Raw genomic sequence first — 15,207 nt, 5'->3', positions numbered from 1 at the left:
CAACGCCGCGGGAGGAGGAGGACAGCCATGCCTCGAACACCCCGTAGATCCCGTTCCGTCCGCGCCCTCATGGGCGTGACCGTGGTGACCGCCGCCCTCCTGGGCACGGCGCTGACCGTCCCCGCCGCGCAGGCGGCCACCCCGACGCTGAGCGTCGACCTCGGCACCACCACCGGCGCGGTCATGCACGGAGCCAACGGCGCCCTGTACGGCCTCAGCGACGACGGAGTCCCCGGCGACAACCTGGTAACTCCCCTGCACATGACGTCGATTGCCCAGAAGGCACCGGACGGCGCCCAGCACCCGAACGGTGACGCGCTGGTCGTGCAGCCGGAGTTCGCCCGCGGTGGCGGCGGCGACAACCTGATCTACATGCAGGACATCTACGCCTCGTGGCCGTACGAGAACCTCGGGCTGAGCGACTACCTCACCAAGGTCACCACGATGGTCACCAAGGTCGCGGCCCGCTCGGACGCGAGCACGTTCGTGTGGGTGCCGTTCAACGAGCCCGACGGCAACTGGTATACGGGACTGGGTAGTTCGACCACCGCCACGTACCAGAGCGCGCTCGCCAGCTTCGAGAGCGACTGGACGACGGTCTACAACAAGATCCGCTCGATCATCCCGAACGCGCGGATCGCCGGCCCGAACGAGACGCACTACGACGCCCGTTTCATGGGCGACTTCTATCCGTGGGCCAAGGCCAACAACGTCCTTCCGGACATGACGACTTGGCACGAGCTGGACCCGACCTCCCTCTCCAACTTCGAGGGCAACCTCGCCGCCTACCGCACCATCGAGACCAACGCCGGCATCAGCCCGCGCCCGGTCAACATCAACGAGTACGGCGACCGCCGCGACCTCTCCGTGCCGGGTCAGATGATCCAGTGGATGTCCATGTTCGAGCGGAACAAGGTCTACGCCGACCAGGCGTACTGGGACATCGCGGGGAACCTGGACGGCAACGTCAGCCAGACCAACATCCCCAACGGCGACTGGTGGCTGCTGCGTTGGTACGCCGGCCTCACCGGCCAGACCGCCAAGGTGACCCCGCCGCAGTCGAACGTCATCGACACGCTGCAGGCCATCGCGTCCCTCGACACCGGCCGCAAGCAGGCGCAGGTGCTCCTCGGCGGCGGCACCTCCGGCTCGGCGAACACGGTCGTCAAGAACATACCGTCGTCGTTCGGCAGCACCGTCAACGTCTCGGTGGAGCGCACCGCTTGGAGCGGTTACGAGGGTGCGGGCCCGGCGCCCACAGTGCTCGCCCGCAGCACCTACACGGTCGCCTCCGGCGGCAGCATCACCGTCCCGCTGACCGGCCTCGACCCGATGTCGGCCTACCGCATCGTCGTCAACCCGGCCGGCACCGGCACGCCCACCGCCGCGAGCACTCCGGCGACGGCGTCGTACGAGGCCGAGAACGCGACCATCACCGACGGCACCGTCTACACCCAGGGCAGCGTCACCAACGCCTACGGGTACGCCACTTCGGGCACCAAGGACGTCGGCAGCCTCAACCAGTCGGACAGCAAGGTCGCCTTCACCGTCACGGCCCCGACCACGGGCACGTACAACCTGAACGTCTTCTACGGCAACCAGTCCGGCGGCCCGGCCACCCAGACCCTCACGGTCGACGGCGGCTCCTCCCAGACGGTCACCTACACGCCGACGCTGAACTGGACCTACCGCTCCACGGCGAGCGCCTCCGTGTCCCTGACGGCGGGCACGCACACGATCACCCTGGCCAAGGGCACCAACGAGGTCACCCTCGACAAGATCGACCTCACCGCGGCCTCCAGCGCGGACACGTCGTACCCGGCCACGTACGCCGACATCACCGGCTCGCCGACGTACAACTACACCGCGTCCGGTACGACCGGCGCCGGTGCGCTGGCCCTGACCTCGGGCACCTCCGCCGCCTTCGACGTCTACGCGCCGACCGACGGCTACTACACCGTCCACACCGACTACTCCTCCAACGGGTCCGGCACCCTCACCCTGGACGGCGCGACCGCCGTCACGCTGGCCTCCACGAGCGGCACGCTCACCGACAAGAGCTCACGGCTGTACCTGTCGGCGGGCAACAACCGCATCACGGCGGCCACTTCGGGCTCCACCACGCTGACCCTGCGCGATCTGCGGGTGGCCGCGAGCGGTGACACCACGGGCGTCGGCGCCTACGAGGCCGAGAGCGCGACCCTCGCGGGAACCGCCGTCGCCACCTCGGACAGCTGGGCCTCGGGCGGCAAGTACGTCGGCTATGTCGGCAACGGCTCGGCCAACACGCTCACCTTCCAGGTGTCCGCGGCCAGTGCCGGGCGGTACGTCATGAACGTCCGCTACGCCAACGACCAGGTCTCCGGCTCCGGGAACTACAACACCAACGTCGTCTCCCGGGCGGCCCAGATCTCCGTCAACGGCGGCACCGCGCAGACCGTCATGTTCCGCAACAACTACAGCTGGTCCAGCTACTGGGACCTGCCCGTCCCGGTCACCCTCACGGCCGGCACCAACACGATCAGCTTCGCCAACGCGAGCGCCTACGCACCCAACATCGACCGCGTCACGGTCGCGCCGGTCTCCGGCTGACCGTCAACCCCGGTCGGGGCCCGGGCACTTGTGCCGGGCCCCGACCGGGGGTTCCATCCCAGAGATTTACTCTGCACCGCATCCGACACCCCGAACAATGACTGAGATATCGAACAGAAGGGCGACCCGGTGGTGAACGCCGAGAACAGCGAACACACCCATCCCGACACCTACGTCATCGGAGTCGACTACGGGACGCTGTCCGGACGGGCCGTGGTGGTCCGTGTCGCCGACGGCGCCGAACTGGCCGCCGCCGAGCACCCGTACACCCACGCCGTCCTCGACCGCGCCCTCCCCGACGGCACCCCGCTGCCGCCCGACTGGGCGCTCCAGGTCCCCTCCGACTACATCGACGTCCTGCGCATCGCCGTACCCGAGGCACTGGCCCGCTCCGGCGTCGGACCGGACCAAGTCGTCGGTATCGGCACCGACTTCACCGCCTGCACGGTCCTCCCGGTCCTCGCCGACGGCACACCCCTGTGCGAACTCCCCGACCTCGCCGGCCGCCCGCACGCCTACGTCAAGCTCTGGCGCCACCACGCCGCGCAGGCCCAGGCCGACCGCATCACCGCCTTGGCCGCCGCCCGCAAGGAGCCCTGGCTGCAGCGCTACGGCGGGAAGATCTCCTCGGAGTGGGAGTTCGCCAAGGCCCTGCAGCTCCTCGAAGAGGACCCGGAGCTCTACGAGCTGACCGAACGCTGGATCGAGGCCGCCGACTGGATCGTCTGGCGGCTCAGCGGAACCTACGTCCGCAACGCGTGCACCGCCGGGTACAAGGGCCAGCTCCAGGACGGCAGTTACCCCTCCTCCGACTACCTGGCCGCACTCGATCCCGCCTTCGCCGGCTTCGTGATCGACAAGCTGGACCAGCCGATCGGCCAACTCGGCGACCGTGCGGGTGGGTTGACGGCGGAGGCGGCCGCATGGACGGGCCTGCCCGAGGGCATCGCCGTCTGCGTCGGGAACGTCGACGCACACGTGACGGCGCCTGCGGCCACCGCCGTCGAACCGGGACGGATGGTCGCCATCATGGGCACCTCCACCTGCCATGTGATGAGCAGCGACCGGTGGGCCGAAGTCCCCGGCATGTGCGGGGTGGTCGAGGGCGGCATCCTTCCGGGACTGTGGGGATACGAGGCCGGACAGAGCGGCGTCGGCGACATCTTCGGCTGGTTCGTACGCACCGGTTTCCCGGCGTCGTACGCCGAGGAGGCCACCGCGCTCGGCCGCGACCCGCACGAACACCTCACCGCCCTCGCCGCCCAACAACGGGTGGGCGAACACGGGTTGATCGCGCTGGACTGGCAGAGCGGCAACCGTTCGGTCCTCGTCGACCACGACCTGAGCGGCGTCCTGGTCGGGCTTACGCTCTCCACCCGCCCCGAGGAGATCTACCGGGCGCTGCTGGAGGCCACCGCCTTCGGCACCCGCACCATCATCGAGGCCTTTGAGACGTCCGGCGTGCCGGTGCGCGAACTGATCGTCGCGGGCGGCCTGATGAAGAACCCGCTGCTGATGCAGATCTACGCCGACGTCACCCGACTCCCGCTCGGTGTCATCGACTCGGCGCAGGGCCCGGCCCTCGGTGCGGCGATGCACGCGGCGGTCGCGGCTGGCGTGTACCCGGACATCCGGGCCGCCGCCCACGCGATGGCCAAGGCCTGCCCCGCCGTCTACCAGCCCGACCCCGAGCGGGCCGCCGCCTACGACCGGCTGTACGCCGAATACCGGCTGCTTCACGACTACTTCGGGCGCGGCGCCAACGAGGTCATGCACCGTCTGCGCCACCTCCGCGCCGAGGCCTCCGCCTGAGCAGCGCTCCCCCGCTCGGTGGTCAACTCCCTTTGAAAGGAACCCTCATGGACAGCAACGCCACGCCCTACCCCGACCAGGAGATCTGGTTTCTCACCGGCAGCCAGGGCCTGTACGGCGACGACATCCTGCACCAGGTCGCCGAACAGTCCCGGAGCATCTCCGAGATCCTCGGCGGCCCGGGGAAGATCCCGGTCAGGATCGTGTGGAAGCCTGTCCTCACCGACGCCGACGCGATCCGCCGGCTGTGCCAGGAGGCAAGCGCCTCCGACACCTGTGTGGGCGTGATCGTGTGGATGCACACGTTCTCCCCGGCCAAGATGTGGATCGCCGGACTCAGCGCCCTGGACCGGCCGTTGCTGCATCTGCACACCCAGTACAACCTGTCGCTGCCCTGGCCCAGCATCGACATGGACTTCATGAACCTCAACCAAGCCGCCCACGGCGACCGGGAGTTCGGGCACATCGAGTCCCGGCTCGGCATCGAACGCAAGATCGTCGCCGGTCATGCCACCGACCCGAGGGTCGTGCGACGGGTCGCGGCCTGGGCCCGTGCCGCCGTCGGCCGGCACGCCTCACGCACCCTGCGCCTGGCCCGCTTCGGCGACAACATGCGCGACGTCGCCGTGACCGAGGGCGACAAGGTGGAGGCCCAACTGCGGTTCGGCTACTCGGTGAACACGTACGCGGTCAACGACCTGGTGACCGTCGTGGACGAGGTGGAGGACAAGGAGGCCGCCGAACTCGCCGCCGAATACGTCGAGTTGTACGACGTCGCCCCAACGCTGCGCCCCGGCGGCATCCGCCACGACTCCCTCCTCTACGCGGCCCGCCAGGAGATCGGTCTGCGCGCCTTCCTCACCGAGGGCGGCTTCACCGCGTTCACCACCAACTTCGAAGACCTGGGCGGGCTGCACCAGTTGCCCGGTCTCGCCGTCCAGCGCCTGATGGCCGACGGCTACGGTTTCGGCGGCGAGGGCGACTGGAAGACCTCGGCGCTGCTGCGCACGATGAAGGTCATGGGTGCGGGCCGGCCCGGAGGCACCAGCTTCATGGAGGACTACACCTACCACCTGGGCCCGGGCACCCCGCGCATCCTCGGCGCCCACATGCTGGAGGTCTGCCCCTCGGTGGCGGCGGACCGCCCCAGCTGCGAGATCCACCCCCTGTCCATCGGCGACCGCGAGGACCCGGTCCGCCTGGTCTTCAACGCGGCCCCGGGCCCCGCCGTGGTCGTCGGCCTGTCCGACCTCGGCGACCGCTTCCGGCTGACCGCGAACACGGTCGATGTCGTCACCCCGAGCGAGCCCCTGCGCCGGCTGCCGGTGGCCCGGGCCGTGTGGAAGCCGCGCCCCTCGCTCGCGGAGTCCGCCGAGAGCTGGCTGCTGGCCGGCGCCCCGCACCACACCGTGCTCAGCTCGGCCGTCGACACCGAGACGCTGACGGACTACGCCGCCATGGCCGGCGTGGAGCTGCTGACCATCGACGAGACCACCAGCACCGGGCAGTTCACCAAGGAGATCCGCTGGAACGCCGCCTACCACCGGCTCGCCCAGGCCCTGTGACACCCGTGATCCTGATCGATCTGCAAGGAGAACACCGATGACCGCGCGAGTCCGTGACGGCCTGCGGCAAGAGGTACTGGACGCCAATCTGGCCATCCCCCAGGTCGGTCTGGCGACGCTGACCTGGGGCAATGTGAGCGGTGTCGACCGTGAGGCGGGGGTGTTCGTCATCAAGCCCTCAGGGGTGCCCTACGAGGATCTCGCCCTCGACCACCTGGTGACCGTCCGCCTGTCCGACGGCAAGGTGGTCGACGGCGACCTGCGCCCCTCTACCGACACCGAGACCCACCGCTGTCTCTACCTGGCGTTCCCGTCCATCGGCGGTGTCACCCACACCCACTCCACCCACGCGGTGGCCTTCGCGCAGGCCCGCCGTGACATACCGGTGCTGGGCACCACCCACGCCGACACCTTCAACGGGCCGGTCCCGTGCACCCCCGACCTCACGGCCGACCAGTGCGCGAAGGACTACGAGTACAACACCGGCCGGGTGATCGTCGACCTGCTGGAGAGCGACGACCAGCGGGCGAGCGAGGTCCCGGCCGCCCTCGTCGCCAACCACGGCCCGTTCACCTGGGGCGCGACCGCCCGCAAGTCCCTGGAACACGCGATCATCTGCGAGGCCGTGGCCGACATGGCCATCAACACCCTGGCCCTGTCCCCGACGGCCCCGCCGCCCCCGCATCTGCTGGCCCGGCACTACACCCGCAAACACGGCCCCGACGCCTACTACGGCAACCCGGCTCCCGCGCCCGCTCTCTGACCGACGCCACAGCCACCCGTGTCGCTCACGGCGCGACCGTGGGCCCGTCCGGGTGGTTGTGGCGTTGCTCGACCATCTCGCGGGTCAGGGCCTCGGTCTCCGGCTCGGGCAGCCGCTCGAAGCCGTCCTCGGTGATGACCGAGACGATGGGGAAGATACGGCGGTTGATGTCCGGGCCGCCGGTGGCCGAGTCGTCGTCGGCCGCGTCGTAGAGGGCCTGAAGTGCGGCGAGGGCCGCGTCACGCCGGGACATGTCCTTGTGGAACAGCTTCTTGAGAGAGCCTCTGGCGTACGGGGAGCCGGAGCCCTCGGCATGGAAGTCCGGCTTCTCGTAGGTGCCGCCGACGACGTCGAAGCTGAAGATACGGCCCTTGGCGCCCTCGGGCGCCGCGGGGTCGTAGCCGACGAGGAGCGGTACGACGGCGAGGCCCTGCATGGCCTGGCCGAGGTTCTGGCGGATCAGTCCCGCGAGGCGGGTGGCCTTCGCGTTGAGGGTCATCGGGATGCCCTCGATCTTCTCGAAGTGCGTCAGTTCGACCTGGTACAGCTTCACCATGTCGACGGCGAGCCCGACCGTGCCGGCGAAGGCGACCGCGGTGTAGTCGTCCGCGGGGTGCACCTTCTCCAGGTCGCGCTGCGCGATGACGTTGCCCATGGTGGCCCTGCGGTCGCCGGCGATCAGCACGCCGTCGCGGTAGGAGAGGGCCAACACCGTGGTGCCGTGCGGAAATTGGTCGGCGCCGGCACGGACGCCCTCCGGTAAGGGACGGCGGGTCGGCAGCAGTGCGGGCCGGTGCGCCGACAGGAACTCGGTGAAGGACGAGGTCCCGGGAGTGAAGAACTCGTCCGGCAACCGGCCACTCGTCTCGTTCTCCGCCATACAACTCCCCCTCGCCCGTGGACAGATATCGGAGTCCTACCTGAACAGGCCGGGCGGGAAACGCGGTTGAGGTCAGAGTGCCTTGCGCCGGACCAGCACCCCGAGCACCAACAGCCCCGGGATCAGCGGCAGCCACACGGTGAGCAGCCGGTAGCCGAGGACGACGGAGGCGGCGGCCGACGCCGTGGTCCCGGACTCGGTGAGCGCGAAAACCAGCGCTGCGTCGAGGGAACCGATGCCGCCCGGGGTCGGCAACAGGGCGGCGGCACTGCTGGCGGCGAGGTACAGGAGCGCAACCCGGGCCGGGGACAAGGGCAGTTCGACGGCCTGGGTGACACAGATCAGCACCAGGCAGTTCAGCGCGGCGAAGGCCAGCGAGCCGCCCCACAGGGCAGCCGCCCGGTGCGGCCGGACGTGCACGGCCCGGATGTCGGTCAGCACCGTGCCGAGGGCGCGCCGACACCGGGGCCACAGCGGGCAGTTGAGCAGCACGGCGACGAGCACGACGACCGCGAGGAGGACGCCCACCACGCCCACGGAGATGTCCGGGACGCGCAACACACCCGGACAGACCGCCGCGAGAACGCCGATGAGCACGATCCGGACGGCCACGCCGGCGGTCGCCTTCACGGCGAGAGCGCTGGCCGAGCGGCCGACCGGCAGCCCGCAGCGCATCAGGAACCGCAGATTGACGGCACCGGCGCCGAGCCCGGCGGGCAGCACATGGTTGGCGGCCGACGCGGCGAGCTGCGAGGCCACCAGCCTTTTGCCAGGCAGCCGTTGGGGCACGGCACCCTGCTGAGCGACCGCCGAGGACACCCACGTCCCGAGCGCGGCCGTCGCGGCCACGAGCAACCACCCCTGATCGGCGACGGCCAGCCGCCCGGCCCCGCTCGCGAGCACGGGCCAGTGCCGCCGCACCATACAGACGACGGCGACCAGGACAACGAGGGTCAACGCGGTCTGCCAGTACGCGTGTCGGCGGCGGCGAGTGGTGGGGGTGGGGGTCGTCGTCGGGGTCGAGGCGGGCGGTGCCGTCATGCGCCGCCACCGTTCACCGTGGCCGGGGCGACGCCGGGACCGAGCGCGCCATAGCAGCGGGCACGCCCGCGCAGCGCCGTCGGGGCAGAAGCGAACCGTGCCGTCATGCCCCGCCGGCCCGCCCCCGGCGCCGGAACGACACGCAGGCCGAGCGCGCCGTAGCGGCGGACGTGCCCGCGCAGCGCCGTCGAGACAGAGGCGGACCATGCCGTCATGCCCCGCCGGCCCGCCCCCGGCGCCGGGACGACACGGAGGCCGAGCGCGCCATAGTCCAGGACCCGCCCGCGCATCACCGCCGGGGCAGAGGCAAACCGTGCCGTCATCCGTCGTCACCGCCCTCCGTGTTCGGGGCCACGCGGAGGTCGAGCCCGCCGTGGCGGTGGGCGGGCCAGTCGCGGGCGTAGGCGGGTGGGCGGCTGCCGGCCGGGGTGATGTCGGCGACGGGCATGCGGCGGGCCGTGCGATCGAGGGTCGTCCGGGACGTGTTGGCGTTGTGGCCCCCGGTCGCGGCCGAGGCGCAGCCCGTGTAGAAGGCGATGGGGATGGCGTCCTGGCCGGTGAGCAGGCAGGGCTTGCGTACGCCGAGGCGGTGGAGTTCGGCGGCGGTACGCGACCAGTCGCGGTGCTGGGTGTTCGTGCGGTCCACCGTCCGTTCGAGGACGGCGAGTTGGATCGCCAGATGCCCGGCGAGGCCGATCGCGAGCAGGGTCACCGCGACCCCCCGCCATACTCCGGTCGGTCTGGTGACCAGGTGGATCAGCGCGTCGGCGACCGGAATCGCCACCAGCGCGTAGGCGGGCAGGAGGAAGCGGGGAGCCGCGTACCCGATCATGAACAGGTACGGAAAGGCGGCCGTGGCGGCGCAGGCGAGGGGGACGAGGGTGGCCGTCGTGCGGCGCGCCCGGATCGCCACGACCAGTCCGACGACGGCGAGTACGGGCAGCACGAGCCACCAGACGTCGACCGCCGAGTTGGGCATCTCCCCCGTGCACGGGCGGCACAGCGCGCGTCCGCCCAGGCTGCGCAGCTGGTCGACGACCGCGACATGCCAGCCGAGTCCGCCCTCGATGGCCGAGGCCTCGTGCAGTCGCTGCGTCAGGCCGCCGTAACTGACGTACGCCTCGATCACCCACTCCGCGGCGCCGGACGCGAGCCCGGCGAGGAGGGCGACGAGCAGGCGCCAGTGGCGGGCGGCCACGAGGAACGCCAGCAGCGGCAGTGTCGCCCAGACCGCGTCGGTCGGGCGCATCCACGCCATCAGGGACGCGCTCGCCACCAAGCCCCACACCGCGGCCCGGTCGGAGCGGTCGGCCCGGGCGCGCAGGCAGCATCCCGCGGCGGCGAGCGCGCCCACGGCGACCCAGTAGTTGGGCATGGCCTGGATGCCGTAGAGGAGGGTCACCCAGAGGGAGGCGAACAGGGCGCCTGCCAGGGCGAGGACGCGGACCGGGAACAGGCCGCGCCACGCGCGGAGTGCGAGGAAGAGGGCCAGGCCGGAGAGGGCGGCGAGGTAGACGCGAAGGAGGGTGGTGGACGAGGACCAGGACGTGATGGGGGCGACCAGGAGCGAGATGCCGCGGGCCCGGGGTGCGCTGAAGAAGGCGGCGGGGGCGTGTGCGCTGAGCTGGCTGACGTAGACGGTCTCGTCCCAGCCGAGGCCCAACCCGGGGCGCACGAGGACCAGTTGGGCGAGAGTGAAGGCCCCCGCCACGACGGCGAGCGGGTACTCCGAGCGGCGGGACGTGGTCGGCGGTCCGAGCCGTCGCGTCCCGGCGAGTGTGGCGTACGCGCTGCCGGACATTGCCCACCCCTCCCCCTACAGTTTGTAGGGTTTCCTGCACCCTACAGCCAGTGGTTCTTGAAGGCGGGAGTCAGGGAAAACATGGACAAACTACCTCGCGACCGGCGGGACTGCGGCCTGCAATTCAGCCAAGCGACTGACGGCCCCGCACGCTGTACGGCTCCTCAACGGAGGCCCGCGCGCTCTCCCGGTCCGCTTCCGGGGCGAAGCCGTAGGTGTCCTGAGTTCGCCTCCCTCCGTACTGGCCAACCCTGAGACCGGGGAGTCGGCCAGTGCATCGTGCGCGACCGTGGTCTCCGGTTCGAGGCCGACCTCGATGAGAGTCCCGGTGGGCGTTCGGACCCAGAGCACGCCGGGTCGGTCTCCGAACGCGATGCCTCGAACGGCGAGGTGGCGTGCGTCCGCGATGAAGACCGGCGTCTCGTGGCCGACCCGTCCCCGACACCGGATCGAGGACGTCGGAGCTGTCCCACGGGTTGCCCACGGCGTCCGACCGTCCGGGCTGAACGCCAGACCGCGGTAACAGGCCGTGCGGGGAGGCCCGTTCAACTCGGCAGGTCACGAAGGTTCAACGGGTTCGGCAGGTCCAGCGGGCGCTTCCCACTCCGCGTCCTGGTCGACGGCTTGGTCATACGCACTCAACTCGGCGGCGACAGAGGCGAGTTCGTGCAACTGACTCCAGTCCCGCGACGAGAGGAAACCGTGGATGGCAGACCAACCGCCCGACACTCCGCCCGCCACCGACCCGCACACGTGCCACAGCCTCGACAACAGCCACCACACCACCCTGGTAAAGCCGGTGGAGGGCTTGTGGCCTGCTCTGTTACGGTCCTGGGGCCGGCCGCGGGACTCCGGTACGACTTCCGGAACCTGCCTATGAAGCAATGATTCGCAGCTCGTGCCCCCATTCCCCGGCCGGCGTCCACAGCTACGGGGGAAGAGTCGGATGGATTCGTACGGGGACCTCATCGCGGCCGAGGACGTCCTGCTCTTCGTCAACGCGGCGATCACCTCCACCGGCCAGCGCGAATTCCACAGCGACGCGGGCGAGCAGCGGCTGTCGTTGGACTTTCTCCACGCGTACATGCTGGGGAACTACCGCGACCTGTACGCCGGGGTTCTCGCGCTCGACATCAACGACCACAACGCGGCCCTCGTCATCCGGCACCTCCTGGAGACCGCCGGTGAGGCCACCGCCGACCAGCGGCGCAGCGAGGGCCGGCTGATCGCGGGCCGGCTGGCGACCCTGCCGCCGCAGCGCGTGTACGGGCTGTTCGACGCCCTGCGCCGGGCCCGGGTGAACAACCGTCGCTGCCGCGCGATCATGCGCGACTGGCTGTCCGCCCGACCGGACGCGGCGTTCGACGCCGTGAAGTACCGCGGCGGCCTCAAGCGGGCCCTTCGCCACGCCCATCTCGCGCCCGCCACCGAGGAGTTGGGGGCGTTCGTGTTCGCGCCGCACACCCGCAGGCACTACGAGACACCCCTCCTGGAGACCTGGCGCCGCGCGCACTACGAACAGGCCGCACTGTACGAGCTGCCCTACACCGCCGCCGAGGGCTTCGCCGCCAAGCACGGCATCCCCCGGAAGGTGTTCCTGGAGCGCATAGCCCCGCGGATGACCCGCCTGGAGACCCTGCGGCTGCGGGACTCCGCGCACCGGATCGGCGCCACCGGGACACCGGCGGACCTGGCCAGGATGCCGCTGACCCGGCTGGCGACCTATGTGCTGTCGCTGCCGGTCGAGGACCGTCTGCGCCGACGCGCGGAGCTGACCCACGCCCTGGAATCGGCCGCCGCCCGGGTCGCCGGACCGCACCGGGGAAGCTGGGGCAAGGTCACCGCCGTACTGGACGACAGTTTTTCCACCTTCGGCTCGGTCCACAAGCGACGTCGGCCGCTGGCCGTCGCCCTGGCCTGCCACCATCTGCTCGCGGTCCTCGCCGACGACTACACCGGGCTGTGGACGTCCGGGCGGACCGACGCGCTGCTGGCCCGTCCGTACGGGCCGACGCCGTTGGGCCACCGGATCCTGGACGCGCTGGACACCGCTCCGACCCGACTGGTGATCGTCTCCGACGGCTGGGACAACGCGCCCCCCGGCCTGGCCGGCGAGGTGCTGCGCGTCTTCAGGACCCGCCTCGACCCCGAGCGCCGTACCAGCGTCGTGCACCTCAACCCGGTCTACGACGCCGCCGACCTCGACGTACGCCGGCTGTCCCCGACGGTGCCCACCGCCGGTGTCCGTGACGCCGAGGACCTGCCCGCGCTGGTGGAACTCGCCCAGTTCGCGGAAGGCCGGACCGGACTCGCCGAACTCATCACCTACATGGACACCCGGGCGAACCGCATGCTCGACGCCCCCCACCAGGAGCGGTCGCGATGACCACACTCGACCTGACCGGCCTGGCCACCCGCCCCTCCCAGATCTGGGGCGGCGTCCGCCTCGTACCGCTCGTACGCGACGAGCCCGTCGTCGACCTCCGTCTGAACCCGCGGCTCTACGGCGACACGGTCGGCCTCGTCGAGGTCGACCCGCGCCATGCCTACGTCTCCTACGTCCCGCACGGCTTCGTCGCCACCTGGACCGGCGACGGCACACCGGCAGCGGCCTACGGCACCCAGCTCTCCGCCGACGCCGACCCGGTGCCGACCGCCACGATGGGCCTGCGCATCCACCGCAGGATGGCCCGCCGCGAGGCCAGGGACCGGCTGCGGTTCCTCCCGATGCACCTCGCGCTGGAGGGCTACCTGGCACTGCACTTCGGCGGCCCGACGATCGCCTGGGAGGAATGGTCGCAGCGCGCCATCCGCCAAGGACTCTCCCCGCGCGTCGAGGAGGCGTACGCGGGTGCCGAAGTGCGGGGCCTCGCCGACGCGTTGCGCGTCTTCGAGATCCACCCCGGCCAGTGCGGCGTGCTGGTCTACGTCTCGGACGCGTTGGCGGCCGCGTTCGTGGTCCCGCATCCCGAGGACTACCGGGCGCTGCACTCTTCGCTCCTTCAGGACCTGTACGGCGAACTGATCCACCACTACGCCCTGTTGATGCCGCCGGTACAGGACTTCCGGGCCCGCATCCCCGACGCGGGGATCCGCTCCCTGGCCGGTCTGCGCACGGCGGTCGCCGAACAGGAGCGCAGCTGGGCGCAGTTCCACGACACCACCATGGCGGCCGAGCTGCTGGAGCAGGAGCACACCTGGCAGTCGGTCCACCGGATGGGGCGTTTCACCCTCTCCCGCTTCCTGCCGCGGTTCCGCCCCAAGCAGGGCAACCACATCGGCGAGGCCATCACCGACGACAGGGGCCGGATCACCTACCTCAAGACATTCCGCCTGTCGGAGAGCCAGGTCCGTCGCGGCCACCTCCTCAGCAGACTCGCCGCCCACGACTGGCACCTGGCGGACACCGCGGCCGAACTCGGCCTCACTGCCGATCAGTTGGGCCTACGGCTGGACTCCGCCGGTTTCGGCTTCCTGCTCCGCCAGGACATCCTGGACGGATACCGGAAGCAGCACCGAACCTGAGGCCACCGGGGGGCAATCTCGCCTTCCGCGCCCAAGTCACCTCAGACCGGCGGGACTTCAGCGACGACTGACGTCCGGAACCGCTCACAAGATCCCAACCCACCCAAGAAATCAGGTGGATTCGCGGACGACGAGTCGGCAGGGAACGCTGTGCAGTCCGCGCGCCGGCTCGGAGTCGATGGCGTCCAGCAGGAGCAGAGCGGCCCTGCGGCCGACCTCCGAGAGGTCCGTGTCGATCGTGGTGAGGGGCGGGCGGGAGGCCAGTGCCATGACGTCCCAGTTGTCGTACCCCACGATCGACACGCTGCCGGGGACGTCGAGGCCGTTCTCGCGCAGCGCGTCGGCGACGCCCCTGGCGATCTGGTCGTTGCCGCAGAAGAAGGCGTCCGTGTCCGGTGCGGTGCGCAGGACCGCTTCGGCGGCGCGGCGGCCCCACGCCTCGCTCCACTCCCCGAAGTGGACCCGGCCGGTGGCGAGTTCGATGGCGGAGTGCTTGAGCAGGTCGAGGGTGTGGTGGGCGCGGTCGCGGGCCGCGGCGTGGTGGGCCGGGCCGGTGATGTGCGCGATCCGGGTGCGGCCGGTGGAGAGCAGGTGCTCGACGGCCAGTTGGGCTCCGCTCCGGTCGTCGGACACGACGGAGATGTCGTCCGGGTCGGTGGACGGCGAGAGCGCGTAGACCGTCGGGATCGGCTCGATGCCCTTCAGCGGCGGCCGCGGGTCCGTCCTCCGGCCGGTCACGATGATGCCGTCCACCCTGCGGTCCATGAGATTGCGCAGGTGGTGCTGCTCGCGGATGGCGTCGCCGCGGGTGTCGCACAGCAGCACGGAGATCTTTCCGGCGCCGAGCGCGTCCTCGGCCCCGAGGAGGACGGGCGTGCTGAAACGACCGATCCCGTCCGTGGTCATCAGCCCGACGGTCCAGCTGCGGCCGGTGTGCAGGCTCTGCGCCTGCTGATTGGGCCGGAAGTCGAGTTCCTCGACGGCGTCCAGGACGCGCTGCCGGGTCTCCGGGCGCATGCTCCCACTGCCGTTCAGCGCCTTTGAGGCCGTCCCGACACTGACACCGGCCAGCTTGGCCACGTCGGCGAGCTTCGCCCGCCCGGTGGGCGGAAGACTTGGAACGGCGGTCACGCGCAACCCTTTTCCTCAACGATGTCGGCACATGCATCCTGACACCGTTCGCGGCAGCTGGCCAGCCCCGACCAGGCGAAGAGATTCTTTGCGCAGA

Annotated in this window: 11 protein-coding genes; 6 read left to right on the top strand and 5 right to left on the bottom strand. The window is 70.7% G+C overall.

Going from position 1 to position 15,207, the window contains the following annotated elements; translation table 11 throughout:
• The first annotated feature begins 27 nt into the window (after positions 1-27).
• From OG407_RS45290 to araD, 4 genes are all read left to right on the top strand, one after another.
• Positions 28-2,592, top strand: coding sequence for a CBM35 domain-containing protein (locus OG407_RS45290; RefSeq protein WP_405866678.1), 2,565 nt, complete (start codon positions 28-30; stop codon positions 2,590-2,592).
• A 129-nt stretch (positions 2,593-2,721) separates the two neighbouring features.
• On the top strand, positions 2,722-4,404 hold the full coding sequence (gene araB, locus OG407_RS45285; protein WP_405866676.1) for a ribulokinase: 1,683 nt from the start codon (positions 2,722-2,724) through the stop codon (positions 4,402-4,404).
• Between the two features lie 47 nt (positions 4,405-4,451).
• Positions 4,452-5,969: an L-arabinose isomerase gene (araA, locus tag OG407_RS45280; protein ID WP_405866674.1), complete on the top strand. Its 1,518-nt coding sequence runs from the start codon at positions 4,452-4,454 to the stop codon at positions 5,967-5,969.
• Between the two features lie 37 nt (positions 5,970-6,006).
• On the top strand, positions 6,007-6,732 hold the full coding sequence (gene araD / locus OG407_RS45275; protein ID WP_405866672.1) for an L-ribulose-5-phosphate 4-epimerase AraD: 726 nt from the start codon (positions 6,007-6,009) through the stop codon (positions 6,730-6,732).
• 25 nt (positions 6,733-6,757) lie between these two features.
• Here araD and prcB read toward each other — a convergent pair whose 3' ends face one another.
• The 4 genes from prcB to OG407_RS45255 form a co-directional block, all read right to left on the bottom strand.
• A complete protein-coding gene (prcB, locus tag OG407_RS45270) occupies positions 6,758-7,612 on the bottom strand; it encodes a proteasome subunit beta (RefSeq protein WP_405866670.1) in 855 nt (284 codons plus the stop codon).
• 72 nt (positions 7,613-7,684) lie between these two features.
• Entirely contained in the window at positions 7,685-8,653 is a 969-nt protein-coding gene (locus OG407_RS45265) for a YbhN family protein (RefSeq protein ID WP_405866668.1), read from the bottom strand.
• On the bottom strand, positions 8,650-8,976 hold the full coding sequence (locus OG407_RS45260) for a hypothetical protein (protein WP_405866666.1): 327 nt from the start codon (positions 8,974-8,976) through the stop codon (positions 8,650-8,652). The genes OG407_RS45265 and OG407_RS45260 overlap by 4 nt, the downstream gene beginning before the upstream one ends.
• Positions 8,973-10,454: a hypothetical protein gene (locus OG407_RS45255; protein ID WP_405866664.1), complete on the bottom strand. Its 1,482-nt coding sequence runs from the start codon at positions 10,452-10,454 to the stop codon at positions 8,973-8,975. The genes OG407_RS45260 and OG407_RS45255 overlap by 4 nt, the downstream gene beginning before the upstream one ends.
• A 946-nt stretch (positions 10,455-11,400) precedes the next feature.
• On the opposite strand from OG407_RS45255, the gene OG407_RS45250 reads away from it, so the two are divergent.
• Together OG407_RS45250 and OG407_RS45245 are read left to right on the top strand one after the other, a co-directional pair.
• Positions 11,401-12,840 (top strand): hypothetical protein, encoded by a 1,440-nt coding sequence (locus OG407_RS45250; RefSeq protein WP_405866662.1) that lies wholly within the window; start codon positions 11,401-11,403, stop codon positions 12,838-12,840.
• On the top strand, positions 12,837-13,979 hold the full coding sequence (locus OG407_RS45245) for an ARPP-2 domain-containing protein (RefSeq protein WP_405866660.1): 1,143 nt from the start codon (positions 12,837-12,839) through the stop codon (positions 13,977-13,979). The genes OG407_RS45250 and OG407_RS45245 overlap by 4 nt, the downstream gene beginning before the upstream one ends.
• A 111-nt stretch (positions 13,980-14,090) precedes the next feature.
• On the opposite strand, the gene OG407_RS45240 is transcribed toward OG407_RS45245, so the two are convergent.
• Positions 14,091-15,110 (bottom strand): LacI family DNA-binding transcriptional regulator, encoded by a 1,020-nt coding sequence (locus OG407_RS45240; RefSeq protein WP_405866658.1) that lies wholly within the window; start codon positions 15,108-15,110, stop codon positions 14,091-14,093.
• Positions 15,111-15,207: the final 97 nt, after the last annotated feature.

The sequence above is a fragment of the Streptomyces sp. NBC_01515 genome (assembly GCF_045040345.1).
Classification (GTDB): Bacteria; Actinomycetota; Actinomycetes; order Streptomycetales; family Streptomycetaceae; genus Streptomyces.
The sequence above is the reverse complement of the archived record's forward strand: the minus strand, read 5'-3'. Positions and strand labels throughout refer to the sequence as shown.

Excerpts from the sequence above, each read along its gene's own strand:
- prcB (WP_405866670.1), bottom strand. The coding sequence starts at position 7,612 with ATGGCGGAGAACGAGACGAGTGGCCGGTTGCCGGACGAGTTCTTCACT.
- OG407_RS45290 (WP_405866678.1), top strand. The coding sequence starts at position 28 with ATGCCTCGAACACCCCGTAGATCCCGTTCCGTCCGCGCCCTCATGGGC.
- araA (WP_405866674.1), top strand. The coding sequence starts at position 4,452 with ATGGACAGCAACGCCACGCCCTACCCCGACCAGGAGATCTGGTTTCTC.
- OG407_RS45255 (WP_405866664.1), bottom strand. The coding sequence starts at position 10,454 with ATGTCCGGCAGCGCGTACGCCACACTCGCCGGGACGCGACGGCTCGGA.
- OG407_RS45245 (WP_405866660.1), top strand. The coding sequence starts at position 12,837 with ATGACCACACTCGACCTGACCGGCCTGGCCACCCGCCCCTCCCAGATC.
- OG407_RS45265 (WP_405866668.1), bottom strand. The coding sequence starts at position 8,653 with ATGACGGCACCGCCCGCCTCGACCCCGACGACGACCCCCACCCCCACC.
- OG407_RS45250 (WP_405866662.1), top strand. The coding sequence starts at position 11,401 with ATGGATTCGTACGGGGACCTCATCGCGGCCGAGGACGTCCTGCTCTTC.
- araD (WP_405866672.1), top strand. The coding sequence starts at position 6,007 with ATGACCGCGCGAGTCCGTGACGGCCTGCGGCAAGAGGTACTGGACGCC.
- OG407_RS45260 (WP_405866666.1), bottom strand. The coding sequence starts at position 8,976 with ATGACGGCACGGTTTGCCTCTGCCCCGGCGGTGATGCGCGGGCGGGTC.